The 26,623-nt window shown below is 57.9% G+C and carries 25 protein-coding genes; 14 read left to right on the forward strand and 11 right to left on the reverse strand.

Annotated elements, in window-relative coordinates; translation table 11 throughout:
* Positions 1–119: 119 nt before the first annotated feature.
* The 5 genes from M0G74_RS11840 to M0G74_RS11860 all read left to right on the forward strand — a co-directional run bounded on the left by M0G74_RS11840 (position 120) and on the right by M0G74_RS11860 (position 5,868).
* Positions 120–1,364, forward strand: coding sequence for a sterol desaturase family protein (locus M0G74_RS11840; protein WP_248217225.1), 1,245 nt, complete (start codon positions 120–122; stop codon positions 1,362–1,364).
* Between the two features lie 338 nt (positions 1,365–1,702).
* On the forward strand, positions 1,703–2,323 hold the full coding sequence (gmk, locus tag M0G74_RS11845) for a guanylate kinase (RefSeq protein WP_160151956.1): 621 nt from the start codon (positions 1,703–1,705) through the stop codon (positions 2,321–2,323).
* A gap of 333 nt (positions 2,324–2,656) precedes the next feature.
* The gene (rpoZ, locus tag M0G74_RS11850) at positions 2,657–2,920 is read left to right on the forward strand and encodes a DNA-directed RNA polymerase subunit omega (protein ID WP_160151955.1); all 264 of its coding nucleotides are present in this window, start codon (positions 2,657–2,659) and stop codon (positions 2,918–2,920) included.
* A 57-nt stretch (positions 2,921–2,977) separates the two neighbouring features.
* Positions 2,978–5,095, forward strand: a complete 2,118-nt coding sequence (locus tag M0G74_RS11855; RefSeq protein WP_160151954.1) for a RelA/SpoT family protein — start codon at positions 2,978–2,980, stop codon at positions 5,093–5,095.
* Between the two features lie 389 nt (positions 5,096–5,484).
* Complete coding sequence (locus M0G74_RS11860) at positions 5,485–5,868, forward strand: RidA family protein (protein ID WP_160151953.1); 384 nt, start codon at positions 5,485–5,487, stop codon at positions 5,866–5,868.
* A gap of 70 nt (positions 5,869–5,938) precedes the next feature.
* Here the strand turns inward: M0G74_RS11860 and M0G74_RS11865 are convergent, their stop codons facing one another.
* Positions 5,939–6,817: an NAD-dependent epimerase/dehydratase family protein gene (locus tag M0G74_RS11865; RefSeq protein WP_248217227.1), complete on the reverse strand. Its 879-nt coding sequence runs from the start codon at positions 6,815–6,817 to the stop codon at positions 5,939–5,941.
* A 222-nt stretch (positions 6,818–7,039) separates the two neighbouring features.
* A complete protein-coding gene (locus M0G74_RS11870) occupies positions 7,040–7,297 on the reverse strand; it encodes a GlsB/YeaQ/YmgE family stress response membrane protein (RefSeq protein ID WP_248217229.1) in 258 nt (85 codons plus the stop codon).
* 234 nt (positions 7,298–7,531) lie between these two features.
* Here M0G74_RS11870 and M0G74_RS11875 point away from each other — a divergent pair, with 234 nt between their 5' ends.
* The 4 genes from M0G74_RS11875 (at position 7,532) to M0G74_RS11890 (ending at position 12,606) form a co-directional block, all read left to right on the forward strand.
* Positions 7,532–8,455 (forward strand): hydrogen peroxide-inducible genes activator, encoded by a 924-nt coding sequence (locus tag M0G74_RS11875; protein ID WP_160151950.1) that lies wholly within the window; start codon positions 7,532–7,534, stop codon positions 8,453–8,455.
* On the forward strand, positions 8,452–10,569 hold the full coding sequence (gene recG, locus M0G74_RS11880) for an ATP-dependent DNA helicase RecG (protein ID WP_248217230.1): 2,118 nt from the start codon (positions 8,452–8,454) through the stop codon (positions 10,567–10,569). The genes M0G74_RS11875 and recG overlap by 4 nt, the downstream gene beginning before the upstream one ends.
* A gap of 319 nt (positions 10,570–10,888) precedes the next feature.
* Positions 10,889–11,581: a hypothetical protein gene (locus M0G74_RS11885; RefSeq protein WP_248217231.1), complete on the forward strand. Its 693-nt coding sequence runs from the start codon at positions 10,889–10,891 to the stop codon at positions 11,579–11,581.
* A 335-nt stretch (positions 11,582–11,916) separates the two neighbouring features.
* Positions 11,917–12,606 (forward strand): hypothetical protein, encoded by a 690-nt coding sequence (locus M0G74_RS11890; protein WP_248217234.1) that lies wholly within the window; start codon positions 11,917–11,919, stop codon positions 12,604–12,606.
* Positions 12,607–12,719: 113 nt separating this feature from the next.
* On the opposite strand, the gene M0G74_RS11895 is transcribed toward M0G74_RS11890, so the two are convergent.
* Complete coding sequence (locus tag M0G74_RS11895; RefSeq protein ID WP_160151946.1) at positions 12,720–14,030, reverse strand: dicarboxylate/amino acid:cation symporter; 1,311 nt, start codon at positions 14,028–14,030, stop codon at positions 12,720–12,722.
* A gap of 133 nt (positions 14,031–14,163) precedes the next feature.
* On the opposite strand from M0G74_RS11895, the gene M0G74_RS11900 reads away from it, so the two are divergent.
* From M0G74_RS11900 to phoR, 4 genes are all read left to right on the forward strand, one after another.
* Positions 14,164–14,763, forward strand: coding sequence for a chorismate lyase (locus tag M0G74_RS11900; protein ID WP_248217236.1), 600 nt, complete (start codon positions 14,164–14,166; stop codon positions 14,761–14,763).
* 18 nt (positions 14,764–14,781) lie between these two features.
* Positions 14,782–15,675, forward strand: a complete 894-nt coding sequence (gene ubiA, locus M0G74_RS11905; protein ID WP_248217243.1) for a 4-hydroxybenzoate octaprenyltransferase — start codon at positions 14,782–14,784, stop codon at positions 15,673–15,675.
* A 130-nt stretch (positions 15,676–15,805) separates the two neighbouring features.
* Positions 15,806–16,510 carry a phosphate regulon transcriptional regulator PhoB gene (gene phoB, locus M0G74_RS11910; RefSeq protein ID WP_160151943.1) on the forward strand — a complete coding sequence of 235 codons (705 nt, stop codon included), beginning with the start codon at positions 15,806–15,808 and terminating at the stop codon, positions 16,508–16,510.
* A 230-nt stretch (positions 16,511–16,740) separates the two neighbouring features.
* Entirely contained in the window at positions 16,741–18,054 is a 1,314-nt protein-coding gene (phoR, locus tag M0G74_RS11915) for a phosphate regulon sensor histidine kinase PhoR (RefSeq protein WP_248217245.1), read from the forward strand.
* A 104-nt stretch (positions 18,055–18,158) separates the two neighbouring features.
* On the opposite strand, the gene traF is transcribed toward phoR, so the two are convergent.
* From traF to M0G74_RS11940, 5 genes are all read right to left on the reverse strand, one after another.
* Positions 18,159–19,319, reverse strand: coding sequence for a conjugal transfer protein TraF (gene traF, locus M0G74_RS11920; protein ID WP_248217246.1), 1,161 nt, complete (start codon positions 19,317–19,319; stop codon positions 18,159–18,161).
* Positions 19,320–19,598: 279 nt separating this feature from the next.
* Positions 19,599–19,958: a hypothetical protein gene (locus tag M0G74_RS11925; RefSeq protein ID WP_248217249.1), complete on the reverse strand. Its 360-nt coding sequence runs from the start codon at positions 19,956–19,958 to the stop codon at positions 19,599–19,601.
* Positions 19,959–20,072: 114 nt separating this feature from the next.
* Positions 20,073–20,678, reverse strand: coding sequence for a DUF938 domain-containing protein (locus M0G74_RS11930; RefSeq protein ID WP_248217251.1), 606 nt, complete (start codon positions 20,676–20,678; stop codon positions 20,073–20,075).
* 5 nt (positions 20,679–20,683) lie between these two features.
* Positions 20,684–21,463 (reverse strand): peroxide stress protein YaaA, encoded by a 780-nt coding sequence (gene yaaA, locus M0G74_RS11935; protein WP_248217254.1) that lies wholly within the window; start codon positions 21,461–21,463, stop codon positions 20,684–20,686.
* A gap of 54 nt (positions 21,464–21,517) precedes the next feature.
* Positions 21,518–22,009 carry a DUF4265 domain-containing protein gene (locus M0G74_RS11940; protein ID WP_160151938.1) on the reverse strand — a complete coding sequence of 164 codons (492 nt, stop codon included), beginning with the start codon at positions 22,007–22,009 and terminating at the stop codon, positions 21,518–21,520.
* A 104-nt stretch (positions 22,010–22,113) separates the two neighbouring features.
* Between M0G74_RS11940 and M0G74_RS11945 the strand changes: the two genes are divergently transcribed.
* The gene (locus M0G74_RS11945) at positions 22,114–23,406 is read left to right on the forward strand and encodes a M48 family metalloprotease (RefSeq protein WP_248217255.1); all 1,293 of its coding nucleotides are present in this window, start codon (positions 22,114–22,116) and stop codon (positions 23,404–23,406) included.
* 92 nt (positions 23,407–23,498) lie between these two features.
* Here M0G74_RS11945 and M0G74_RS11950 read toward each other — a convergent pair whose 3' ends face one another.
* The 3 genes from M0G74_RS11950 to phoU form a co-directional block, all read right to left on the reverse strand.
* Entirely contained in the window at positions 23,499–24,299 is an 801-nt protein-coding gene (locus M0G74_RS11950; RefSeq protein WP_248217262.1) for a putative porin, read from the reverse strand.
* A 449-nt stretch (positions 24,300–24,748) separates the two neighbouring features.
* Positions 24,749–25,609 (reverse strand): putative porin, encoded by an 861-nt coding sequence (locus M0G74_RS11955; RefSeq protein ID WP_248217264.1) that lies wholly within the window; start codon positions 25,607–25,609, stop codon positions 24,749–24,751.
* 308 nt (positions 25,610–25,917) lie between these two features.
* Positions 25,918–26,613 (reverse strand): phosphate signaling complex protein PhoU, encoded by a 696-nt coding sequence (gene phoU / locus M0G74_RS11960; RefSeq protein ID WP_201276893.1) that lies wholly within the window; start codon positions 26,611–26,613, stop codon positions 25,918–25,920.
* Positions 26,614–26,623 lie beyond the last annotated feature (10 nt).

Below are 26,623 nucleotides of genomic sequence, written 5' to 3' on the forward strand. Positions count from 1 at the left end.
CGAAATCCGGTGTCCGAGGACATTGTTCACGTCGCGGGCTGTGGCAACATTACCCGCAAGGTCAAAAGCCTGACGATGAAACGATAAAGATAACGATATAGACAATTTCCGAGGTGCCTGTGGGACTCGTCACCGCTGCCATTCCATTTTTTCTGCTCGCCGTACTGCTCGAACTGGCGCTGGATCGCTGGCGCGGCTGGGGCCTGTACCGGCTGAATGACGCCATCGGCAGTCTCGGTGCCGGTATTCTCAGCCGCATTCTCGGCCTGGTGCGGATGGGGATTCTGGTACTCCTCTATATACCGCTGTACCAGTGGCTGGAGCCGACTTACCAGAGTCTCGGTATCCAGTGGTCACTGGACAACCCCTGGCACCTGCTGCTGGCAGTTGTCGCCTACGACTTCTGTTATTACTGGAAGCACCGCATCTGCCACGAGATCAATATTTTCTGGGCCGAGCACCTGGTGCACCATCAGAGCGAGGACTACAACCTCACCACTGCTCTGCGCCAGTCCAGCGACCTGGTGCCGCTGGGGTGGATTTTCTATCTGCCACTGCTGTTGATCGGCCTTCCCTGGGAACTGCTGGTGACCGCCGGCGCCATCGACCTGATCTACCAGTTCTGGGTCCACACCCAGAAATTCCCCAAGGTTCGCTGGATGGAATGGATTCTGGTCACCCCATCCAACCACCGGGTGCACCATGCCCAGAACAAGGTCTATGTGGACCGCAATTACGGCGGTGTGCTGATTGTGTGGGACCGTCTTTTCGGTAGCTATCAGGAGGAACTGGATGAGGAACCCTGCATCTACGGTGTGCGCAAACCCCTGAACACCTTCGATCCACTCGCCGCCAACCTGCAGCACTTCAAACGCATGTGGCTGGACGCGGTGTACACCAAAAGCTGGAAAGAGAAGCTCACCCTCTGGTTTCGCGCCACCGGCTACCGCCCGGCGGATGCCGAGGCGGCAATGCCGGTACCCAGTGGCGACCTGGACAACTTCCAGCGCTTTGACCCGCAGATCAGTGCCGGCCAGCGCGGTTATGTCCTGGCACAACACCTGATTTACTCCGGCGCTACCCTGGCCCTGCTGTGGTACGGCAGGGATCTCGGCTACGGCATTCTCGCCAGCATGGTTCTGATGCTGGTCATCGGGCTGGTGATCAACGGCCGTATTCTCGACGGTGAAGCGCGCAGCCGGTACTGGGAAATGAGCCGGCTGGTGGCGCTGATGGCGATTGCGCCGCTATGGCCCCAGATCCTGTGGGTGCCGCTTGCCGGCTACTGTCTCGTCAGCGCCGCCTTGTGGTACTGGTTGGTTTTTACCGACAAAGACGATACAGTCACTCCCGTTCGCAATTAGGGCCTGTTGTCAGGTCCGCAAAAAGGAATCCGCAGTAGCCAGAGCGCCCATAATGCTCAGGTTGAGTTTCCGCAGGCACTCCCGGCCGGGTTCGGTTACCTGTCTCCCCGTTGATAGGCGACTGAAAAAGCCCAACACTTTGCCCCCAGCACCGGCCGGGGGGCTGCCTGTTCACCACCCCCCCCGCGACCATTAATTCCAGCCCGGTCCTAAACTTATCCACACAGTTTCGCCCCCGGCCACCGCCTTTCGTTATAATCCCCGCCCATTACTCCCTATGCGCCAGTCCCTGTGCGCCAGGGTAGTCACCCACAATCGTTATCTAACCAAGGTTCGCCGTGTCTACAGGTACTCTCTATACGGTCTCCGCGCCTTCCGGCGCCGGGAAAACCAGCCTCGTCAAAGCACTGATCGAGAACGACAGCCAGGTCACCGTATCCGTGTCCCACACCACGCGCCCCATGCGCCCCGGCGAGATCGACGGCATCAACTATCATTTTGTGGATCGCGATAGTTTTGTTTCCATGCTCGGCGACTGTGCCTTTCTCGAGCACGCGCAGGTGTTCGAGAACTTTTACGGCACCTCCAAGGCGTGGGTGGAAGAAACGCTGGCCAGCGGCCGCGACGTAATCCTGGAAATCGACTGGCAGGGCGCCGCCCAGGTGCGCAAGCAGATGCCGGAAACCGTGGGTATCTTCATCCTGCCGCCGTCCCAGCAGGCACTGCTGGAGCGGCTCACCGGCCGCGGCCAGGACGACCAGAGCGTGATCGACAAGCGCATGGCGCAGGCGATCAGTGAAATGTCCCACTATGTGGAAACGGACTACCTGATCATCAATGACGACTTCACCACCGCCCTGGCCGAACTCCAGGCCATCATGGTGGCCGAGCGCCAGCGGCTGTCGCGCCAGCAGGAACAACACAGCGGACTGCTGCAGTCGTTGTTGCGGAAGCAGTAACCGAACAAGAGTTCTTAACAGACTCCGTGGCGGTGCCGCTACCGGGTAAAGCTTTGTGAGACACGCCGTAAACCCATCCATGGGGGCTCGGCTGCGGCCGTCCTGGCCGCAGACGGTCTCACAAAGCTTTACCCGGTATCGCCACCTTCGCATATCGCGCACTGTACATCGCCAGACAACAAATCACGCTTGCAGCGACTGTTCGATTTGCGTACACCGCGCGGTCCGGTAGAATAGCTACCCCCAGTCCACCCCTGCATTGACCTGCCGGGCAGACGCCAGAATTCGCTAATTTCGCCCACACGGGCGAGCCCACACTGGAACAGAAGATTTATGGCCCGTATTACCGTTGAAGATTGCCTCGACCACGTAGACAACCGCTTTGAGCTGGTTATCGTAGGCAGCAAGCGCGCCCGCCAGATCGCCACCGGCGGCCGCGACCCCTTCGTGCCGGAAGAAAACGACAAGCCTACCGTGATCGCCCTGCGTGAAATCGAAGAAGGCTTCGTTGACGCCAGCATCCTCGACGAGCCGGAAGACGAGCCAGTACGCCACGCCGCGCCCGCGCCGGTATTCCTGTCCGAGCAAGATCTGTAAGCCAGATCTGAGAATTTGATACAGGAACTGCTGGAACACTAAGAGGCGATCGCGGCTTTGCACACCATCGACAGTCTGGCCCATCGCCTCTCGTCCTACCTTCCCACCGACCAGATTCAGTTCGTCCGACGCGCCTATTTTTACGCGGAACAGGCCCACGAGGGCCAGACCCGGCGCTCCGGCGAACCCTATATCACCCACCCCCTCGCCGTCGCCACCATCCTGGCGGGCATGCACATGGACGCCCAGAGCCTGGCCGCGGCCATGCTGCACGATGTCATCGAAGACACCGGTATCCCCAAGGCGGCGCTGGCGGAGCAGTTTGGTGAAGAGATTGCGGATCTGGTGGACGGGGTCTCCAAGCTGACCCAGTTCGAGACCGACAGCCCGGCGGAGAAGCAGGCGGAGAACTTCCAGAAAATGGCCCTGGCCATGGCGCGGGATATCCGCGTGATCCTGGTGAAGCTCGCCGACCGCCTGCACAACATGCGCACCCTCGGCTCGCTCAAGCCGGAAAAGCGCGCGCGCATTGCCCGCGAGACCCTGGAAATCTACGCGCCCATTGCCAACCGCCTGGGCATGAACGATGTGCGGATCGAGTTCGAAGACCGCGCCTTCTTCGCCATCTACCCCCTGCGCGCCAGCCGCCTGCGCGCCGCTTTGGTTGCCGCCCGCGGCAACCGCAAGGAACTGCTGGAGAAGATCCAGAACGCCATCGAGCTGCGCCTGGAGCGGGAAAAAATCGACGCGCTGGTAATCGGCCGCGAGAAGCATCTCTACAGCATTTACCAGAAGATGCGTTCGAAGAAGAAGTCGTTCAAAGAAATCATGGACGTCTACGCCTTCCGCATCATCGTCGACAGCGTGGACACCTGCTACCGGACCTTCGGGGTTATCCACAACCTGTACAAGCCGGTGATCAGCGAGTTCAAAGACTATATCGCCATCCCCAAATCCAACGGCTACCAGTCCCTGCACACGGTTTTGCTCGGCATGCACGGGGTGCCGATCGAGGTGCAGATCCGCACCAAGGAAATGGATGAGATGGCCAACAGCGGTATCGCCGCCCACTGGCTGTACAAATCCTCTGGCGACGAAGTACTGAATACCGGCGGCACCAGCCAGGTACGCGCGCGCCGCTGGGTACAGGGCCTGCTGGAGATGCAGCAGCGCGCCGGCGACTCGCTAGAATTTATCGAGAACGTAAAGATCGATCTCTTCCCGGACGAGGTGTACGTGTTCACACCCAAGGGCAAGATCATCGACCTGCCCGCCGGTGCCACCGCGGTGGACTTCGCCTACTCGGTGCACACCGACGTGGGCAACTCCTGCGTGGCAGTGCGCATCAACCAGCGCCTGGCGCCGCTGTCGCAACCACTGGAAAGCGGCCAGAAAGTGGAAATCCTCACCAGCAAAAACGTGCAGCCAAATCCCAACTGGCTCAACTTTGTGGTGACCGCAAAAGCCCGCAGTGCCATTCGCCACTACCTCAAGCACCAGCGCCACCACGACTCCATTGCGCTGGGGCAGCGGCTACTCGAAAAAGCCCTGGCGAAGTTCAAGCTGAAAACATCCGACCTCAGCGACGAACAGAAACTGCACGGCGCCAAGGAAGCCCGCTGCGAAACCTTCGACAAGCTGCTGGAAGAAATCGGCCTCGGCAACCGCGCCGCCTTCTCCGCGGCCAAACTGCTGGTACCGCCGGGCACCGTCGAATCCGAAGCAAGCAACATCTCCTCACCGCTGACCATCGACGCCCAGGAGGGCATGATGATCAGCTTCGCCCGCTGCTGCCGCCCGATTCCCGGCGACACCATCATGGGCCACATCAGCTCCGGCAAGGGCGTAGTGGTGCACCGCGACAGCTGCCGCAATGCGGAAGAGCTGCGGGAACACCCGGAAAACATCATGGCGGTCAACTGGTCGCCGGATGTGAAAGGTGAGTTCCTCGGCGATGTGCGGGTCGAAGTGGAATCCGAGCGCGGCATCATTGCGCGACTCGCCACCCGCATTACCGAAGAGGGTGCCAGTATCGAGCAGATCCACGTGGATGAGAAAGATGCCCAGCACAGTGTCATCGCGATGACCCTGGAAGTGGCCAACCGCGTGCACCTGGCCCGGGTGATGAAACGCCTGCGCAACCTGCCTGCGGTGATCAAGATCGCCCGCCCGTAGGTGCCAATAAGCACCCAACTGCGGCAACCAACTTCTCAATTGTTCAATGCGAAGGCACTGCTACCGGTGTTTGCTCGCGGGACCGTCTGCGGCCAGGACGGCCGCAGCCGAGCCCCCAGGGATGGGTGTACGGCGTGTCTCGCGAGCAAACATCGGTAGCAGTGCCGCCACCAACCTACGAACGAAGCATTCAATGGATTGACGCGGATGCGAATTGCGAAAATCCGATGAAACCCGAAAGGGTTTTGTCGTGTTTTTCACGGAATGTGGACAGCTTCGCATATCGCTGCCTGCGGCTGACGACCGCTCCCCAAACCCCGGAAACCGCGCTATATTCTCCCGCTTTCTTTTTCAGCAAGCAGGCCTGTTGAGGCCCGGAGAAGTAACCCATGCCCAATCGCGCCGTGATAAAAACCGATAAGGCACCGGCTGCTATCGGCAGCTACTCGCAGGCCGTCAAGGTCGACAATACCATCTACCTATCCGGCCAGATTCCACTGGTGCCGGAAACCATGGAACTGGTGTCCGACGACTTCCGTGAGCAGGCGGTACAGGTTTTCCAGAACCTCAAGGCCGTGTGTGAAGCCGCCAACGGCTCCCTCGACAGCATCGTCAAGCTGAACCTTTACCTCACCGACCTCAGCAATTTCGCCACCGTCAATGAAGTCATGGAAGAAGTGTTCTCGAAACCCTTCCCGGCCCGTGCCGCGGTAGGCGTGAGCCAGCTGCCCAAGGGCGCACAGTTTGAAGCCGAAGGCGTGATGGTGATCTAAAGGCGCCCGCGCCCAAAGACAATGAGGGAAGACACTGCGCCGCCTATGAACGGCGGCGCGACAGGTATATTCAGTCGTTTTCCAGCAGGGTGTTATAGCCCGCACGGTAATCGGGATACAGCATCTCGTAGCCGCTTTCCAGCATCCGCTTGTTGCTCATCTTTTTAGAGCGCCGCTCGCTGGTGGCCACTTCCTCGCGCAAGTGCGCACTGGTGTAACCCATGGATTTAGCCAGCCAGCTCTGTAACTCATACATGGGCACCGGCGTACAGTCCGCACCGATATACAACTTCTCGAACTGCTTACCCTGCTTCTGGCCCTCGATCAGGTGCGCCAGAAAACCCACCGCATCGTCCACATGAATCCGGTTGCTGAACTGCGGTGGCGACGGCGGCGCACAGCGACCGGCACGCACCTGTGACAACAGGCGATCTCGGCCCGGGCCGTAGATACCCGCAAACCGCACAACACAACTCTCCGTCGCTACCGACTGGGCAATTTTCTCTGCCGCCAACAATGCCTCACCCTGAAAACTGCCGGGGAGGGGCTGCGAGCGCTCATCCAGCCACTGGTCGCCGCTCTGGCCATAAACACGGGTAGAGGAAATCCACAGAAAGAGGCGAGGGGGCTTTTCAAGTTTCGCCAATGCATCCCGCAGAACGTTTGCGGTATCTACATAAGCGCGCTGATAGGCTTGTGAGGTACTGGTACCCGGAGTAAAAGTGGCGATGACAATGTCGGCACCGTTGCCCAGATGCCGCTGGATGTCTTCCGGTTTGGTGGCATCACCGCGACGCCAGTTGACCACGTCGGCGCGGCGCTTGCGCGCCAGTGCCTGCAGCGGATTGCGGCGCACGCCGAAGACGTCATACGCCTTGCGATCCAGCTTCAGTGCCAGACGAGTCCCCAGATCACCACAACCGAAGATCCAGACTTTTTCCTTTGCCATAACCGCTTGAATAATCCCCCGGCACCGAAATTCGGTCCCCAAAAACAAGGCTACCGGTGAAAACCGGTACAACCGTACAAATAATTATGAATAACTGCGAACTCTCGGTCAGAAAACCATTTATATCCTGTTTGCCAACCCCGTTCTGTGACCAGGGCCCGCAGCAAGTGCGAGCCCTGTAGCCATATTAGCTATAAAGTGTCATTGACTGAATAGTCAAGGTCAACTTCGGGATTTCACCATGCGGTAAATGATCAGCAATACGATGGCGCCAATCACCGCAGTGACGATGTCGCCCAGTGAAAACCCGGTAACAGGGCCGCCGATGCCGACCAGAGAACCCAGCCAACCGCCAATGAAGGCACCCACAATACCGATGACCATGGTCACAATCCAGCCACCCGGATCCGGGCCCGGCATGATCCATTTGGCCAGTGCACCTGCAATCAGGCCGAGAATAATCCAAGACAAGATACCCATCGCGAATCTCCGCTTTGTGTGTTTTGAACACTTGCCTTTATACGTATAGCAAAAGAAGCGCCACCACACCGGCCAAGCGCGCAAGTTAATAGCAAAAATTACTAACCATAAACAATGCTAATAGCATTTTTTTCTAGATTGAGACATTTATACACCGCAACCGCAGTTTTACTGGCCGCCCGGGGGTATTTATGAATAAACTCTATCGCCAAGTTTTATCTGATTGTGTTTGCCATGACACTCAACGAATTGCGTTACATCGTCACCCTGGCCCAGGAGCAGCATTTCGGCCGCGCCGCTGAACGCTGTTTTGTGAGTCAGCCGACCCTGTCCATTGCGGTAAAAAAACTGGAAAAAGAGCTGGGCGTGGCCCTGTTCGAGCGCTCCAAAACCCGCGTGCAGGCCACCCCGCTGGGCGAACGCATCGTTGCCCAGGCGCAACTGGTGCTGGAGCAATCAGCCGCCATCCGGGACATTGCGAGTGCCGGTAAAGACCAGCTGAGCAGCCCGCTGTCGGTGGGCGCCATCTTCACCATAGGGCCCTACCTGTTCCCCCATTTCATTCCCCAGCTGCAGCAGCTGGCGCCGCAGATGCCGCTGTTTGTGGAGGAGGGCTATACCTCCACTCTGCGCGCACGCCTGCGCAAGGGTGAGCTTGACGCCGTGATCCTGGCGCTGCCCTTTACCGAGCCGGATGTGGTTACCCAGCCCCTGTACGACGAGCCCTTCGTGGTGCTGATGCCTTCCGACCACCCGCTGGCCAAATTCGATGCCCTGGCCCCGGAGCAACTGTGCGAAGACAACGTATTGCTGCTGGGTGAGGGCCACTGCTTCCGCGATCAGGTACTGGAGGCCTGCCCGCAGCTGCAGCAGACCATCGAGAAAGACAGCGGCATCGGCCATATCCGCACTGCCGCCGACGGCAGCTCCCTCGAAACCCTGCGACATATGGTCGCCTCGCGCCTCGGCATTACGGTGTTGCCGCTGTCCGCGGCCGCCGCCTCCCAGTATGCCACCGGCGTCCTGGTCACCCGTCCCTTTGTGGCACCGGCGCCCCAGCGCACCGTGGCACTGGCCTGGCGGGCCAGCTTCCCACGCCACCGCGCCATCGACATGCTGCGCGACGCCATTAACCAGTGCCAACTCAAGAGCCCGTGAACCCCAAGCAGAACGCGGGCCAAAAACCACTGGCAGAAATTCCGGTCACGGCTCTCAAGGGGGTAGGGGCAAAGCTGGCGGAGACCCTGGCCAAGCTGCACATCAGTTCGCTGCAGGACCTGCTATTCCACCTGCCGGCCCGCTACCAGGATCGCACCCGCGTGGTTCCCCTGGCGGGCCTGCGCCCGGGAATGGACGCAGTAATCGAGGGTGAAGTGCGCGCCGCTGATGTGGTTTTCGGGCGTCGCCGCAGCCTTGCGGTGCGCCTGCAGGATGCCACCGGCAGTATCACCCTGCGTTTTTTCCATTTCACTGCGGCACAGAAAGACCGCCTCACTCCCGGCACCCGGGTGCGCTGCTACGGCGAAGCCCGCCGCGGCAGTGCCGGCGTAGAACTTTATCACCCAGAAACCGAAGTTCTGGGGGAAGATATTTCCCCCGCCGCGGAAACCCTCACCCCCATTTATCCCCTGACCGAGGGGCTGGGGCAGGGGCGCCTGCGCGCACTGATCGGCCAGGGACTGGACTGGCTGGCGGAGGGTAATGTCACCGAGTTGCTGCCGGCCCCGCTGTTGCCGCGGGCAATGCAGATGCCCCTGGCCGGCGCACTGATGTACCTGCACCAGCCACCGGCCAATACGGACCTGTCACAGCTGGCAGAAGGGCAGCACCCGGCACAGCAGCGGTTGGCACTGGAAGAGCTGCTGGCCCACCACCTGAGCCTGCTGGAGCTGCGCCGCAGTGCGGCCAAGGTGGCTGCCCCGGCATTAGAGAGAAATGCCGCATTGGAGCGGGACTTCCTCGCACGCCTGCCGTTTTCACCAACCAACGCGCAACAGCGGGTTGGCAGGGAGATTGCCGACGATCTCGCCGGCACGGTGCCCATGATGCGGCTGCTGCAGGGGGACGTTGGCGCCGGAAAAACCCTGGTCGCCGCCCGCGCCGCACTGCAGACCATTGGCGCGGGTCACCAGTGCGCAGTCATGGCACCCACGGAAATTCTTGCCGAGCAGCACCGGATCAATTTCAGCAACTGGCTGGAGCCTCTGGGCATTACCGTGGCCTGGCTCACCGGCAGTATGAAGGCCGCCGAAAGGCGCGCACAGCTGGCCGCCATCGAGTGTGGCGATGCACAGCTGGTGGTGGGTACTCACGCCCTGTTTCAGGAGGGGGTGGACTTCCACCGCCTGGCGCTGGTGATCATCGACGAGCAGCACCGCTTTGGTGTCGCGCAAAGACTTCGGCTGCGCGAAAAAGGATCGGTCGAGGGCACTCCTGGAAACCAACAGCGCACCCAGCCCCACCAGCTGATCATGACCGCCACTCCGATTCCGCGCACCCTGGCCATGTCTGCCTTCGCCGATCTGGACTGCTCGGTAATCGACGAATTACCTCCCGGACGCCAGCCCATCAACACCGTGGCCATCTCCAGTGAGCGCCGCTACGACGTCATGGAGCGGGTACAGAACGCCGTGGGCGAAGGCCGCCAGGCTTACTGGGTCTGCACACTGATCGAGGAGTCGGAAACCCTGCAGGCCCAGGCCGCCGAATCCACCGCCGAGGAACTGGCGGACACCCTGAACGGCGTGCGCGTCGCCCTGGTACACGGGCGCATGAAGCCGGATGCCAAAGATCAGGTAATGAAAGCGTTCAAGGCCGGCGACGTGGACTTGCTGGTGGCCACCACGGTTATCGAGGTGGGCGTGGATGTGCCCAATGCCAGCCTGATGATCATCGAAAATCCGGAGCGCCTGGGTCTGGCGCAACTGCACCAGCTGAGAGGGCGCGTCGGCAGGGGTAGCATCGCCAGCCACTGCGTACTCATGTACAGCACGCCGCTGTCTGCCAACGGTCGCGCACGGCTGCAGGCACTGCGCAGCCACGCGGACGGCTTCGCCATCGCCGAGGAAGACCTGCGCCTGCGCGGCCCGGGGGAAATCCTCGGTACTCGCCAGACCGGCGAAATACAGCACCGGATTGCCGACCTGCAGCGGGATGCCCACCTGCTACCACAGGTGCAGAAGATCGCCGCCGCACCGGAACTCACTCCCGAATCACGCAGCGCCCTGGTGCGCCGCTGGTTGCACAACAAACCCCGTTTCGCCGAAGCCTGAGCCGCACCTCCTAATCCGCACAATTCCGGTTTTTTGTCGCTTTTGCGAACTACGGCGCCATTTCTTTGCCCACCTGCCCATTGCCAAGACTAATTAGTCACTAGCAGTCACCAATATTTTTGCGATCTTCCGCCCGGGGTGGCAGCCTCCCTATAACAGCGCATTACAACCTCGTTTAGTACAAAGGAGCTAATGCAGACGGGCGCCCCCCGGGGAACAGCTCGCCCCGCAGCCACCCCCTCCCATCGAACGTGACAGCAAAACGTGACAGCAAAACGTGAATATAAAACACGACAATAAAAAATCAGGAAGCTCCCCAGTGAACAGCCAAACCAAACGCTCAGCAGTACTCTTCGGCCTAATGTGCGCTGCCGTTCTGTTTGCCGCACCCGCCTATACCCAGAATCTTTTTGGCGGCGGCAACAAAAAACCTCTGCCCCATATCACTCTGGCCCATGCGGAAATTGCCGCCGATATTCCGACCCCGCTACAGGGGAACGACTTTGATGCCCTACTGGCCCAGGCCACCGCGGGCAGCAGCGTTTCCGCCGCCAAGGAAACCGCCATTCGCGAGTTCACCGAACAGCTGCGGCGCAAACTGGATGCCCGCCTGCGAGAATTTTTTGCCGATGAGGAAGTGCCGCTGATTACCGACAACCATTCACTTACCCTGCACAATTTTGTGGATATCTCGGTAGTGAAACAGTTGAGCGGCCTCAAGAACCGGGGGGACTACGAAGTAGAGCGGGGCAACCTGTCAGCCACTGGCGACTACCATTTCCGCCTGCAGGATCCCAGCGGCAGGGTACTGAAAGAAAAACGTGTGGATATTGCCGAACTGCGCCTCAAGGGCAAATACGAGATCAAAACCTCACTGAGCGGTGGCGACAACGAAGACAATACCGGCGAAGAGCTGGAGCAGATGCTAAATCAGTTGGTTGAGCGCATTCTCGATCGCATCGAGGGCGACCTGGAAGCAGACAGCCTGCTGGAAATTACCGGCAAGGGCTGACCCTTTTCCCCCGCGGCGGCGGACCACTCCGCCGCACACTTCCTTCCAGCGCCTCCCAGACATCCCTCCAGCCCCATTCAGTCCCCTTCAGCCCCGCCCAAACGTCGCCTATCTACACTAGCCTAACAATTCCCGCCAAGACACAGCGCACAAAAAAGACTACTACTGACGCACAAGTCACCGAAAAATTTTGCTCTCCGTACCAATAAATGGCAGCCTGTTACTGCGACGCTACAACGACAGAGCGAAACTATTCACCACCTATAAGATTCGCCGCCTATAAAAAGCCGCTAATAAAAAGTATCCCGGTATAAAAACAAAACAGGGAAAGATGCATGAGAACATTCAATGTGCGCAAGCTGGCACTGGCCGGCCTGTTCAGTCTTGGCACTATCGCATTCGCCGCACAGGCGCAGGCGCAAAATGGCTTCTGGGGAGGTGACGAGCATATCCCCAGCCTCAATATTGCACCGGCTGCCATCGACATCGATGTGCCTATGCCGGTCTCCAGCGGCAACCTGCAACTGATGCTGGCCCAGGCCACCAGTGGTGGCGGTCTCGCCGACCTGAAACAACAGGCCCTGCGCATCTATACCCAGCACCTGCACAGTGAACTGGCAAGGGAGCTCACCGACTACCTGGACGGTGAGGATGTTCCCCTGGTACAGCAGGACGGGGTGCTGAGCCTGCAGAACAACCTCAAGCTCAAGGTGATCAAACACCTGAGCGCGATCAAGCCGCAAAAAAGCTACGACCTGGAGCAGGGCAACATCGCCCTGACCGGCGAATTCAGCTACATGCTGCAAAATCGCAGCGGCACCGCGCTGCGCGAACAGCGCATCACCATCGACGATCTCGATATCACCCGCAAATACGCGATCCGCACTTACCACGACGGCCGCGAAGGCAGTGACAACACCGAGGAGGCCATCAAAAAGGCCCTAACCGAACTGGTGGAAGAGCTGGTGGAATCCATGGAGAGCAACCTGGAAGCCGACCAGCTGAAAGAGATGGCCGCGCTTTAGGCCCCGCGAGCAGCATTCGCGCTAATTCAGGTAAAAAGACAGGGACAAAAACAGATAAAAAAAGGGGCGAACCGCGCAACGGTTCGCCCCTTTTTTGTTTTATTGCACAGCAATCAGGCCGTGGAAGTGCGCTCTTCGCCGTCGTTCACCACACTGTTGTAGTTGTCGTCATTGAAGGTATCCAGGTCCAGGGCACCCTCGCTCTTGGCCACTATCGTGCTGACCACGGAATCCCCGGTAATGTTCACCGCAGTGCGCACCATATCCAGCAGGCGATCCACCCCCATCACAATCGCGATGCCCTCCAGCGGCAGGCCCACCTGCTGCAACACCATCGCCAGCATGATCAGACCGACACCGGGCACCCCGGCGGTGCCGATGGAGGCGAGGGTCGCGGTCAGAATTACGGTCAGGTAGCCCATCAGGCCGATTTCAATCCCGTACAGCTGGGAGATAAACACCGTCGCCACCCCCTGCATGATCGCCGTACCATCCATATTGATGGTCGCTCCCAGGGGAACCGTGAAGGACGCCACCTTGTTATCCACCCCCAGGCGCTTTTCCACCGTCTGCAGGGTCACCGGGATGGTGGCCGCAGAAGAGGCGGTACTGAAGGCGAACACCATGGCCGGACGCATCTTTTTCATCAGCTTCACCGGGTTCAGGCCGGAAAGCAGCTTCAACAGCAGCGAGTAGACACCGAAAGCGTGCAGCAGTAGCGCCAGCAGCACAACGCCGAAGTACTTGGCCAGCTGCGGAATCGCATCGAAGCCCAGCTGCGCAATCTTGTTCGCCAGCAGTGCAAATACACCGTAGGGGGCGAAGACCATCAGCACCCCAACCATGCGCAGGATCACTTCGTTCAGGTCATTGAAGAAGCCGGCAATGCGCTGCCCCGGCTTGCCGCTGCGGGAGATGGCGTACCCCATCAGCAGTGCAAACACGATGATCTGCAGCATATTGCCTTTGGCCATCGCGTCCACCGGGTTGGTGGGGAAGATGTTGACCAGCACCTCCGACAGCGGCGGCGAAGGTTTCGGCTCAAAACTCGCGTCCCCAGTCAGGTGCTCCATACCTACCCCGGGCTGGATCACCAGCGCCAGCACCAGCGCCAGCGTGATCGCCGCCGCCGTGGTCAACAGGTACAGCAGCACAGTTTTGCCCGCGAGCACACCCACCCGGCTGCCTTCCGACAGTGCACAGGCACCACAGATCAGGGACACCAGCACCAGCGGTACCACCATCAGCTTCAATGAGGCGATGAAAATGCGTCCGACGATATCAAACAGACCGTTGGTCAAATAGTTGTTGATAAAGTCGGTAAACCCCGCCCCCAGTGCCTGGCTGACATTGAGCACATTGCACAGCAGCCCGACCGCGATACCCGCGATCATGGCGATTACGATTTTTTTGGTGAGCCCCATGGTCATTCCTGTTTTTTTATTTCCAACTTCGGCGCCACTATATCGGCAGCGGCTACGGCGGGCAAAGCCAAGCCGTTCCCCCGGCCTGAGTGTCAGGTACAATGTGGCTATTTGAACCTGCGCGGAGTCTGCGTTGTACCACTCCCCCAAAGAGTCCCATTACGAGTCTCCCTACGTGACGGTCGGCGACTGGCATCCACAGCCGCTGGAAAGCCTGCACGGCTACACGCCCCCGGAAAACCTGCTGCCCTGGCTGCTGCATCCCGGCTCCCTCACCGCGGCCCTCAAGCATCTCAGCAACGGCCAGTTTAGCGTACAGATCCTCAGCCAGGGCTGGCAGCAGCCACACCTGGAAGAGCGCCGCACGCTCAATATCAAGGAGCGCACCCACGCCCTGGTGCGCGAAGTACTCCTCTACGGCGCCGACCAGCGACCCTGGGTCTACGCCCGCAGCGTACTCCCGGAGCGCACCCTGGACGGCAAATCCCGCTACCTGCGCAACCTCGACAACCGACCCCTCGGCGAGCTGCTGTTCAGCCAGCCCGATATCCGCCGCGGCCCCATTGTCCTCAACCGGCTCGCCCGCAATCCCCGCTGCCAGCTGGCGGAACTAACCGGTGAAGAACCGACCGCCTGGGGCCGCCGCTCCACTTTCTGGCTGCACGACAAACCGCTGCTGGTTGCGGAGACCTTTCTCAACAGTTTCAATCCCCAGACACCGCCTTTGGCCTGAACCGGAAACCCGATGCAAATGATCAGCCAACAAATCAGTGCGCAAATCGGACAACACTGGCCCGCAGCCCTGCCGTACTGGCAGCTGGCCCGGCTCGATCGCCCCATCGGCTCACTGCTGTTGCTCTGGCCCACCTGGTGGGCGCTGTGGATCGCCGCCAAAGGTTGGCCCGGACTACACCTGTTTGCGGTGTTCACCCTCGGCGTCATCCTGACCCGCGCGGCCGGCTGCGCGATCAACGACTTTGCCGACCGCAGGATCGACGGGCACGTCAAGCGCACCAACCAGCGTCCACTGGCGACCGGTGCCGCCACTCCCAAGGGCGCCCTGATGCTGTTTGCCGGTTTGATGCTACTGGCCTTCCTGCTGGTACTGACCACCAACACGCTGACCATTCTCATGTCGCTGCCCGCGCTGGCGCTGGCCTTCTGCTATCCGTTTGCCAAACGCTATACCCACTTGCCGCAGGTAGTACTGGGCGCGGCCTTCAGTATGGGGATCCCCATGGCTTTTGCCGCGGTCACCGGCGAGATACCGGCCACTGCCTGGCTGATCTTTACCGCCAACCTGCTGTGGACAGTGGCCTACGATACCTTTTATGCCATGGTGGACCGGGACGATGACCTCAAAATCGGGGTCAAATCCACCGCAATTCTGTTCGGCGACATGGACCGGATGATGACCGCCTGCCTGCAGGGGATGGTAATTGTGGCACTGCTGATGCTGGCGGGCCGCGCCGACCTGGGTGGCCACTACTACGCGGGGGTTGCGGTGGCGGCGGGGCTGTTTGGATACCAGCAGTGGCTGATCCGCGACCGGGAAAGGGATCCCTGTTTTACCGCGTTCCTGAACAACAATTGGGTCGGCGCTGCGATTTTTGCGGGAATTTTCTTCCACTATCTTGTCAACTAACCGCCTGCGCTTGCTCTCCAGCCGGGATTCACGAACGCCTGTCATATATTTGTCATTAAAGTGACGTTAAATGGCCACTCTAAGATATGTCCATTGAGTGACAACAAAATAGCTAGGGTATGGCAGCCAGATGCATAGCAAGACGATTCTCATAGTCGACGACGAGGCCCCGGTCCGGGACATGTTGCGAATAGCCCTGGAGATGGCGGATTACCGCTGCCTGGAGGCGGAAAATGCCCAGGCGGCCCACGCGCTGGTGATCGATGAGAAGCCGGACCTGATTCTGCTGGACTGGATGCTGCCGGATGTGTCCGGGGTTGAGCTGGCCCGCCGCCTGAAGCGGGATGAACTGACGTCTTCGCTGCCGATCATTATGCTGACCGCGAAGGGTGAGGAGGATCACAAGATCAAGGGGCTGGAGACCGGCGCCGATGATTACATCACCAAGCCGTTTTCTCCCCGCGAGCTGGTGGCGCGCCTGAAGGCGGTGTTGCGCCGCGCCGGGCCGAGCACGCCGGAGGAGCCATTGACGGCGGGTGGTCTGGTGCTGGATCCGATCAGTCACCGGGTGACGATCAATGGCAATCCGGTGGATATGGGGCCGACGGAGTTTCGCCTGCTGACCTTTTTCCTGTCGCATCAGGAACGCGCCTATACCCGCACTCAGCTGCTGGACCATGTCTGGGGTGGCAATGTGTATGTGGAGGAGCGCACTGTGGATGTGCATATCCGTCGCCTGCGCAAGGCGCTCACCGTCGATGGCCACGAGCGCTATATCCAGACAGTGCGCGGCACCGGTTACCGCTTTTCTGTACAGACAGTGGAAAGGGTGTAATCCTATCCCGCGTTCGTTTTTGATGACTCTGTAGAGAGTCTTGTGGCGGTCGAGCACCGGGTATGGGTTTTTGAAACCGCTGTGAATACGTCCCTGTACGCTGCGTCGGCGACATCCCTGTCGCCGACGCTTTCAAAAACCCATACCCGCCGCCCGACCTTCGCTTACAGTTCGGCACTACGAATCAAGTAGCGCCGACTTCGCCCTTTTACCTAGATGGCCCAACCATCATGCTCGATCGCAGTATTGGCGAGTTCTCGCGTTTTATCGTCATCGCCCTCGGCACCACGATTTTCGGTTTTTCCACCGGCCACTGGTGGCTGGCACTCTGTTCCGGCCTCACCGTTTACCTCTTCTGGTTGCTCTGGCAACAGAACCAGTTCGATCGCTGGCTCTCCAATGGCCGCCGCGGCCCGGCGCCCACCAGTTTCGGGGTCTGGGGGGATATTTCCGACGATTTCTATCGCATGCAGCGCCGCCACCGCAAAGAGAAGCAGAAGCTCCACTCGATGCTACGCCGGGTGCAGGACAGTACCAGTGCACTGCGCGAGGGGATCGTGGCGCTGGAAGATGAGGGCAATCTGGCCTGGTGGAATCCGGCAGCGGGACAGATGTTGCGGCTGCAGACGGACGATGCGGGCCAGCCGCTGGTGAATTTTGTGCGCGACCCGCGCTTTGTGGAGCATATCTATCAGCGGATGTCGGGGCGGCGCGGCGGGTCTCAGGAGCCGATTACACTGCCGGCGCCGGGGGACGATTCGCGTATTTTACAGATGGAGGTCACCCGTTTCGGCCAGGATGAGGCGCTGGTGATTGTGCGGGATGTGACGCGATTGCATAACCTGGAACAGATGCGGCGGGATTTTGTGGCGAATGTTTCCCACGAGTTGCGCACACCACTGACGGTGATTGCGGGCTATCTGGAGACCCTGCAGCTCAGCGGCCAGGCGCCGCGCAATTGGGAGCGGCCGCTGGGGCAGATGAGCGAGCAGACGGTGCGTATGACCAGCCTGGTGAATGATCTGCTGTTGCTGGCACGGCTGGAAACCTCGGAGCGCGACAGCGGCCGGGACAAGGTTTCGGTGCGGGAGTTGATGGAGCGGGTGGCCGGTGAGGCGCGTTCGCTGAGTGGTAAGCGCCACGATATCTCGGTGCATTTTGATGAGGATTGCACCATTACCGGAGATGCCGGTGAGCTGCACAGCGCCTTTGCCAATCTGGCGTTCAACGCGGTGAAGTACAGCCCGGATGGCGGGCCTATCGAGTTGCGCTGGCAGGTGGACGCGGCGGGCGGGCATTTTTCGGTGAAGGATTCCGGTATCGGTATTGATTCCCTGCATATCCCGCGCCTGACCGAGCGTTTTTACCGCGTGGATGCGGGCCGCTCGCGGGAAAGTGGCGGTACCGGACTCGGTCTGGCCATCGTCAAACACGTGCTGTTGCGCCACAGTGCCAATATGAGTGTGACCAGTGTGCCCGGCCGCGGCAGTACCTTTACCCTCAACTTCCCATCACAAAAGCTGACCGCGGTGAGTTCAGCGTGACGCCGGACGGGCTCACAGGCCACCCATAAAAAAGGGGCCCGAGGGCCCCAAGTACTACCGATCAAGAGATTTGCGATCAAGAGATTGGCGATCCGGAGACTGGTTTACAGCTCTAGTCCGAACTGCAGGGCGGCGCCCAGCGTGTCGTCGGAAGATTTGATGGCGGACAGGTGGAAGTGCACCACATCGAAGGGACTGAAGCCGAAACCGGCGGTGAGAGCGCCGTCGTAGGTGCCTTTCAGGTCGTGGCGGTAGCCCACACGCAACTGAGCCCAGTCGAACAGATCCACTTCTGCACCCAGGCGGGCAATCTGCACTGCACCGGCACCGTCGAACAGCTCCACCGAGTTCAGGTCCAGATCTGCCAGCACAGTGAAGATTTCACCGGTGTAACCGGCGCCCGCGGTCAATTGCGGGTCCAGTCGAATATCCACACCCCCCTGAACGGTTTCGTACTCCTGGGCCAGGGCGTTGCGCAGGGAGATACCGCCCTGCAGCTCGCCCCAGTTGATGGTGGCACCGAAGTCGATATTGAAGTTGGTGTGCTCCAGGGTGTAATCGTCTGCTTCAAAATCATCGCTGTCGAAGCCGGCAATGGTTTCGATGTATTCGATGGTTTCCACACGCTGGTGCTTCGGCGTGGCTCCCAGGGAAACCTGGTAGCCACCGAAGGTAAATTGCCGCGCGGCGGCGAAACCGATTTCCTGCATGCTGTAACCGAAGGCGCCCGCCGCCGTTTGCAGGTCGTTTTCGTCAAAAAGCTGTTCGCCGAAGTTTTCCAGCAGTGCCACATCGGAATCCGCCAGCTGGACGTCGGTGGCGATAAAGGCAGACTGGCGCACGAAAAGCACGCCCGAGGCCAGGCTGTTGGGCACAGCGATGGTCAGCTGGGCGCCGGCATCCAGGGTCAGACGGGAGTCGTCGAGAATTTCCAGCTGCGACAGGATGTAATCGGCATCGCTCTGGTTGGCGGTGTAGCCGTCGAGCTCCTCGATAAAGTCGGTCAGATCTTCACTGGTATCGAGGAATTCATTTTCGTTGTTGGCGATCAGGCCAAAATCGAAGGTCGTGGCAAAATCGTCATTTTCCTTGAAGTTGGTCGCGGTCGCCGGGTTGATCAAGGCACTGTAGGTGTAGTCTCCACCGGCAACCCCGGCGCCGGCCATGGCGGTACCGCGCCCGGAAAATACCTCTGCCGCTACCGGCGCCGTCCCCAGAATCGCCCCCACAGCAACCATGCTGGCAAGTTTATTTTTGGTCCACATGTTCATCCGTATCCTGTTTATCTTTAGTCAGAAATTTTTGTATGCAGCGTTATTAGGATTTTTTTGCTGTGCAAAAATACCGGCAAAGATTTGGCGCCTCAATGGCCCTTTTTGGCTATTTTGAGAAACCAATCAACAGAAACATGTGACCAAAAACACGCGGGCATCGAGCGTTAAGTCTCGATCAGCTGCCGGATTTAATCTCACTCACACAAAAAAGCCCCGCTATGCGGGGCTTTTTACTAACGGCAGCGCTCAAACGAGAAATTATTCCAACTCCTATTCCAACTCCTGTAACAGCTGCTGTTCGCCGCCGGACTGGTAGTGGATCTTTTCATCACCGGCCACGGGGCTGGCAGTTTTCTGCACTGTGATATGCACCAGCTTGCGCCCGCTATCGCGAATCAGCAGGTGCTCGCGCCCGTCGTCATCTTCCGGCAACTTGCGCTCGCCAACTAAACTATCGCGCAGGGCCCGCAACTGGGGCACATCCCGGTATCGATCCAGGTCTTTGGAGAGCTTGTGCTTCATACGCTCCGCTTCATGTAGTGCGGCGGCCGTTTCGCGGTATTTCCCGAAGAAAAACACCGCGGCAATGGCCGCGAAGATCGCGAGGGTGGTTTCAAACCATGGGGGCATAATGCGCTCCTCTTATTACTTACTTGAGTTACTTTCCAGAATTACTTACCTGAGTCACTTGCCTGTGCCGGGTCTTGGTTCAGGTCAAATGTGTCTCTGTTCAAGGCTGCGGGATCATCCCGCCAGCTGCCACACCAGCAACTGATTGTGCGCCGGCAGGTCGTTGTTTTCCGTGCGCACCAGACCTTCCACCGCAGCCAGTTGATCCAGCCACTCCAGATCGCGAATGCCCCGCAGGGGATCCTGCTCCTTCAGCCAACAATCAAAATCCGCATTGCTCGGGCCTATGTATTCCCCGGCGATTTTTACCGGACCGTAAACGATCAGCTGACCACCGGGCTGCAATACATTTTTCAGACGCGCGAAAAACACCTCCACCGCAGCGGCCGGCATGATGTGCAGGGTATTCGAGGTAAACACCGCATCCACACGGAGTGATGGCCAATTCCCGGTCACGTCCAGCGCCACGGGTGCCGGCAGATTGTCTGCCGGGCTGTGGTTCAACCAGGCCTGTACTTCGTGCAGATTCTGAAGGCGCTCCGAGGTCTGCCAGGTTACCCGGGGCAAGCGCGGGGCAAAATACACCGCGTGCTGGCCGGTGCCGCTGCCGATTTCCAGCAAATGCCGGCTATTCACCAGCAACCGCTGGAGGTGCTCCAGTATCGGTTGGCGATTGCGCTCGGTGGAAGGCGCGTCTGGCAGCTGGGATTCCATTGTCATTGTGCTCAGACCGGCTGTTCGTCGCGCAGGAACACCCAATCGTTGCCTTTGGAGTGCTCTTCACTGAAATAGTAACCGGCCACGTCGAAGTCTTTCAGTTGCTCCGCCTTCTTCACCCGTTGGTCGATGGCCCAGCGACTCATCATGCCGCGGGCTTTTTTCGCGAAGAAGCTGATCATTTTGTACTGGCCGTTTTTCCAGTCCTTGAAGTGGGGGGTAATGATTTCACCCTGCAGGTTTTTCGGCTGCACGGATTTGAAATACTCGTTGGAGGCGAGATTCACCAGCTCTTTACTTTTCACGGCTGTCAGCTGCTCGTTCAGCGCTGCGGTGATCTTGCCATCCCAGAATTCATACAGGTTTTTACCGCCGCTGTTGGCGAACTTGGTGCCCATTTCCAACCGGTAGGGTTGCATCAGGTCCAGCGGGCGCAGCAGACCGTAGAGGCCGGAGAGCATACGCAGGTGTTTCTGCGCAAAGGCGAAATCCCGCTTGTTCATGGTTTCCGCCGCCAGCCCGGTGTACACGTCGCCCTTGAACGCCAGTAAGGCCGGGCGCGCGTTACTGTCACTGAACGGCCGCTTCCAGCTGTGGAAACGGTCGTAATTGAGCAGGCCCAGCTTGTCCGAGATCTTCATCAGGCCAGAAATGTCCTGCGGGCTCAGCACCTTGAGCTGCTTGATCAGCACCGCGGACTCCTTGAGGAAGTCCGGCTGGGTGGCGTCCAGTTGGGGTATCTCGCTTTCGTAATCCAGGGTTTTTGCAGGGGAAATAACTATCAGCATGAAAATAACGTCTTCATCAATTCCGAGTGGCGGCAGGGGTAAGCTATTCCGGGCTTACTCCGGTTTCAGGATGTCCTGCCACCAGTTAAGCGGCGTCTGCCCGTCCACCGGGTCGTAGACGTTGCCGTAGTACCAGACGCTGTTGGCGCCGTCGCAGGCACTGTTGAGGATCTGCTCGATTTCAGCGAAGCCACAGCTGACGTGGATGCTGTACACCAGCAGACGCGGGCTCTCCATGTCTAGCTCGCCACCGAGCTTCTCCAGTTGCGGGGTCAGCTGGTCCGACAACTTGGTGCTGTCGCCGCGGCAGAAGATCCGCACCGCCAGATTGCCGGAGCGCTTGATCAGCTCAAAGCCCGGTTTGTCGGGGTCTGTGCGGTCGACCTTGATGGTGTCGCCACTGGCAATGCCCTTGATAAACGCCGGGGACCGTACCAGCTGCAGGCTGTCGTCTTCGTTGACCCGTACCTGCATCCGCTCCACCACTGGCTCGCCATCCGGATTGGTACCGGCGAATAATTCGATAATCTGCAGTGCGGTCGTCATAACCTCTCTCCCCGGACTGTGTACAATAATCGGCCTTGAACTGGCTCCACAGATCGCTGTGTCGAGCCGCGCCAAAAGATCGAACATTATACAGGGAGAGGATCATGTTTCCGCGTTCAATCTCAAACCGACTCCTGGCCACCGCCATCGCCGCTGCGGTAACCGCCGGTATTGCTGGCTGTGCGGTCAACCCGGTTACCGGCAAGAAAGAGCTGTCGCTGATGTCCCAGAACCAGGAAGTGGCCCTGGGCGCGCAACAGTATCCCAAGGCCCAGCAGACCCAGGGCGGCCAGTACCTGGTGGACCCGGCGCTGCAGAGCTATGTGAATGGCGTAGGGCAGAAACTGGCCAGGGTCTCCGACCAGCCCACCTTGCCCTATGAATTCGTGGTACTGAACAACTCCACACCCAACGCCTGGGCACTGCCCGGCGGCAAGATCGCGGTCAACCGCGGCCTGCTGGTACTGCTGGAAGACGAAGCGGAGCTCGCCGCGGTACTGGGCCACGAAATCGTTCACGCCGCCGCGCGCCACTCCGCCGCCGCCATGTCCCAGCAGCAGATCCTCGGAGCGGGTATCGCCATTCTCGGCGCCACCACCCAGAACACCGGCTACGGCGACCTGATTTCTGCCGGCAGCCAGTTCGGCGGCTCCGCCTATATCGCCAAGTACGGCCGCGATAACGAGCTGGAGTCCGACCAGTACGGCATGCGCTATATGGCCGCTGCCGGCTACGACCCCCAGGGCGCGGTGCGTCTGCAGGAGAAGTTTGTAGAACTGTCCAAGGGCAGCCAGTCCGGTGGCCTGGAAGCGCTGTTCGCCAGCCACCCGCCGTCGCAGTCGCGAGTGGATGCCAATATCAAACACGCCAAGAAACTCGGCGGTGGCACCACCAACCGCGCCCAGTATCAGAAGGCTATTGCCCAGTTGCGACGCGATGCCGATGCATATAAGAGCTATGACAATGCGCTCAAAGCGGCCAAGAACAAAGAATACGACCAGGCATTGAGCCTGACCCGCCGCGCACAGCAGCAACAGCCCAAGGAAGCGGCCTTTTACGCGCTGGAAGGGGACTTGTTGGCACAAAAGGAGCAGTACCAGCCGGCACTGAAGTCCTATGAAACCGCGGTACAGAAAAACCCCACGCTGTTTTCCAACTGGCTGATGCGCGGCATGCTGAATGCTCAGCTGAAAAACTACACCGCCGCCGAGCGCGACCTGAACCGCTCCACCCAGTACCTGGATACGCCGCACGCCCATTACTACCTGGGGCAGGTGTACGAGCAGCAGGGTAATACCAAGAATGCGTTGAGCCAGTATCAGATAGCAGCGGAATCGGAAGGGGAGATTGGCACCAAGGCGCAGGCACGGGTGCAGGCGCTGGGTAGCAAAGGGTAAGCTTGAAAATTATTTTTCGAGTTTAGAAACGAAAAAAAGCGGGCGAAGAAATTCGCCCGCTTTTTTATTTGGTAATTTTCCTATTTGGAAAATTACAGCTGAACGGTTACGCCCAGGCTGAAGATGTCCAGATCGTCGAAGTCACGATTGGAGCCATAGGATACCTTGGCAGCAACACTGCGATTGAAGAAATGGGTAGCATTAAACTGGTAATCTTCAGCTTCGCTATAACCAGCACCGATTGAGGTATTTTCGTTGAAGTAAAATTCAACTTCGCCACCCCAGAACAGATCATCTCCAGCCACATCAGTCAGACCCAGCTCGGCTGTGAAGTACTGACCACCAGACAGAGCCGTAAAGTATTTAGATGATACATGACGATAATCAAATTCATCATCTACTTCAGCGGTAAAACCGATGTAGTCAGTACCGCTTAGTTGATGGTTGTATTGACCGCGAACAAAAAGAACTGTGTCAGAGTCTTCAACTTTTCGCGCTTCCACCTCAGCCAGCAAATTCGGAGTGAACAGGAAGCCGGCTCCAGCGCTGTAGACATTGGTGGAATTCAAATCCTGAAGTTCACCAAATACTTTCCACTGACCGGTGAAATACTCTCCGCCGATATTTAGGCTATCGCTATCGCCGCCATCATAGTCCATGTAGCGGAAGCCACCATAAATATTGGAAACCGGCAGAATGTAGTTGAACTCCTTGCGCGGACCCAGAGTTTCCAACGCGCCGAAATAATACTGAGACTGTACGCTCAGTGTATCGGTATCGAAATTGCCATAATCGGCAGAAATATAATCGGCATCGGTAAAAGAGTTGTACTGCTCTGCGGAAGCAATAGCAGAAACCAGCATAAGAGGAAGTGCGGCAAACTTGAACTTCATGGAAGTGTTCCCTGTTTAATTTACATCAGTACTTTGGTACCCGTCCGATTTACCCAAACTCGCAAAATTGAGCCCGAGATAAATTCGGCGCGGATTCTAAGCAAAGGAAATGGACAGTGCAATGAAAAGAATTAATTGTGACTAGCGTCTCAAATACGATTTCAATTCGGTAGCTTAGCTACAGACGCGACAGCACTATGCGGCACGCAAGCTGAATCGAAGCTGAATCTGACTAATTGCAGTTGCTCGCAGTTTTTCCGGTCTTGCGGCCAAACAATAAAGGGAGCAACATTTTTTGGTCATACCGATCTTGACTGCCACTCTTCGAAATAATTCTCAGTTAAAACTGGCACAATAAAAAATGGCCGCAGCGGCGGCCATTGTAGGAATAATTCCGAATCGGAAATACGTGGATGCGACTTTACAGCAAGAGATCTCTTAGAATTAGATCAGAGCTGGACGGTCAAACCTATACTAAAAATATCCAAATTATACAACGACGATTCGGTTGATGAACCATATGAAAAGTTTGCTGCAACATTACGGTTAAAGAAATGAGTAGCATTCACCTCAAAGTCATCAAATTCATCATAGCGAGCGCCAACGGAAGTATCCTGATTAAAGAAAAACTCCACTTCCGCCCCCCAATAAAGATCAATACCATCCCTGTCATTGAGATTCAGTCCCGCAGTCAAATAACGCCCGGAAGATAAAGCCGTGAAGTATTTTGAGGAAATGCTGCGGCTATCAAAATCATCATCAACCTGCGCAGAGAACCCAATGTAATCAGTATCACTTATTTGATGATTGTACCTTCCCCGCAGCCAAGTCGTTGTTTCATCGTACTCTACTACGGAAGATTCATACTCAACGTCCCATTCTTGTTTATCTACTTCAACCTCCGCAAGAAAATTTGAGGTGAAAAGGTAGCCAATGCCTGCATGGTAACCTCTAGAGTTAGAATCACTCACTCCTCCAAAAATTTTCAATTGTTGTGAAAAATACTCACCTCCAACAGAAAAGCTTTCCATTGTACTATTGTAATTAGCTAAACCACCTTCATACTCTCGTTCATTACGAAAATAACTTCCGTAAACATTTGAAACAGGCAGAATATATGAAAATTCTTTGCGGGGACCGATATTATTTAAGGATCCAAAATAGTACTGAGATGAAATTAAGAAATCATTGGTCTCGGCGAACCCATAATCACCTAGGCGATAGTTGGCATCGGTAAATGATTGATACTCATCTGCAATGGTGGCACTGGAGACAAATATTAATGAAAGAGTGCAAAACTTAAACTTCATATAGCGTTCCCTGTTTTAGAATATGCGCATAAATCGACAACCCCCAATATCTCTCACATGAGATACGCGAGTTAATAAATTCATATAGAAAATGGCTTGCGAATCATAAAAAATATACCGACCCCAGAACCTCAGGTATCCAAAGTACCAAACCAAGCTTTAGATTGTAGAATCTTGAACCAGCTCGCACTCCGGATTCTATGGCAGCATCCGCGATGAATAGTTCCCACTTTCGCTAAATGAAAAAAGGCCGCAAATACGGCCTTCTTGAAATAGCTTTTCGGTAGTAATAGCTACCACGCTAACTTTTATCGTAGATTCTTTTCATTCCCATGTCGGATATCTGCGCCTTTCACCAGATACACCACCTGCTCACAGATATTCTTGGCGTGGTCGCCAATGCGCTCCAGCGAACGCAGGGTCCAGAGCACGTTCATTACCCGGGAAATGCTGCGCGGGTCTTCCATCATGTAGGTAACCATTTCGCGAATGGCGCTGCGGTAATCCATATCCACCTGCTCGTCTTCGGCCAGGGTCTCCATGGCGGACTTGACGTCGAAGCGGGTGTAGGCGTCGAGGGAATCGTTCAGCATCTTGCGCACGGCATTGGCGATGTGGCGGATTTCGGTGTAACCGCGGGGTGCGGTGCCCTCGTCCGTCAACGCTATGGCCATCTTGGCGATCTTGCTGGCCTCATCACCCACGCGCTCGAGATCGCGGGCGATGCGGATGACCGACATCACCATGCGCAGATCCGACGCCGCCGGCTGGCGCTTGGCAATGATCAGGGTCGCGTGCTCGTCCAGTTCCATTTCGCAGCGGTCGATTTCCTCTTCCACCTGCAAAACTTTTTCTGCCAGCTCGCTGTCGGCGTTGGCCAGGGCCTCTACGGCGTCGGCCACCTGGCGGGTGACCATGCCACCCATTTCCAGCATTTCCGTCTTGAGGCTTTCGAGGTCCTCGTTGAACTGGCGGGAGATGTGTTGATCGAAATGCATTTCCATAATCTTCTGT

Origin of the sequence: Microbulbifer sp. CAU 1566, from assembly GCF_023156515.1 — a bacterium.
Lineage (GTDB): Bacteria > Pseudomonadota > Gammaproteobacteria > Pseudomonadales > Cellvibrionaceae > Microbulbifer.

Coding starts and splice junctions, on each gene's coding strand:
- M0G74_RS11860 (WP_160151953.1), top strand. CDS start 5,485: ATGCCCAATCGCGCCGTGATAAAAACCGATAAGGCACCGGCTGCTATC.
- phoU (WP_201276893.1), bottom strand. CDS start 26,613: ATGGAAATGCATTTCGATCAACACATCTCCCGCCAGTTCAACGAGGAC.
- phoB (WP_160151943.1), top strand. CDS start 15,806: ATGCATAGCAAGACGATTCTCATAGTCGACGACGAGGCCCCGGTCCGG.
- M0G74_RS11930 (WP_248217251.1), bottom strand. CDS start 20,678: ATGACAATGGAATCCCAGCTGCCAGACGCGCCTTCCACCGAGCGCAAT.
- phoR (WP_248217245.1), top strand. CDS start 16,741: ATGCTCGATCGCAGTATTGGCGAGTTCTCGCGTTTTATCGTCATCGCC.
- M0G74_RS11950 (WP_248217262.1), bottom strand. CDS start 24,299: ATGAAGTTCAAGTTTGCCGCACTTCCTCTTATGCTGGTTTCTGCTATT.
- M0G74_RS11955 (WP_248217264.1), bottom strand. CDS start 25,609: ATGAAGTTTAAGTTTTGCACTCTTTCATTAATATTTGTCTCCAGTGCC.
- M0G74_RS11870 (WP_248217229.1), bottom strand. CDS start 7,297: ATGGGTATCTTGTCTTGGATTATTCTCGGCCTGATTGCAGGTGCACTG.
- M0G74_RS11865 (WP_248217227.1), bottom strand. CDS start 6,817: ATGGCAAAGGAAAAAGTCTGGATCTTCGGTTGTGGTGATCTGGGGACT.
- M0G74_RS11895 (WP_160151946.1), bottom strand. CDS start 14,030: ATGGGGCTCACCAAAAAAATCGTAATCGCCATGATCGCGGGTATCGCG.
- M0G74_RS11890 (WP_248217234.1), top strand. CDS start 11,917: ATGAGAACATTCAATGTGCGCAAGCTGGCACTGGCCGGCCTGTTCAGT.
- M0G74_RS11940 (WP_160151938.1), bottom strand. CDS start 22,009: ATGACGACCGCACTGCAGATTATCGAATTATTCGCCGGTACCAATCCG.
- M0G74_RS11925 (WP_248217249.1), bottom strand. CDS start 19,958: ATGCCCCCATGGTTTGAAACCACCCTCGCGATCTTCGCGGCCATTGCC.
- M0G74_RS11945 (WP_248217255.1), top strand. CDS start 22,114: ATGTTTCCGCGTTCAATCTCAAACCGACTCCTGGCCACCGCCATCGCC.
- yaaA (WP_248217254.1), bottom strand. CDS start 21,463: ATGCTGATAGTTATTTCCCCTGCAAAAACCCTGGATTACGAAAGCGAG.
- ubiA (WP_248217243.1), top strand. CDS start 14,782: ATGATCAGCCAACAAATCAGTGCGCAAATCGGACAACACTGGCCCGCA.
- M0G74_RS11875 (WP_160151950.1), top strand. CDS start 7,532: ATGACACTCAACGAATTGCGTTACATCGTCACCCTGGCCCAGGAGCAG.
- traF (WP_248217246.1), bottom strand. CDS start 19,319: ATGTGGACCAAAAATAAACTTGCCAGCATGGTTGCTGTGGGGGCGATT.
- rpoZ (WP_160151955.1), top strand. CDS start 2,657: ATGGCCCGTATTACCGTTGAAGATTGCCTCGACCACGTAGACAACCGC.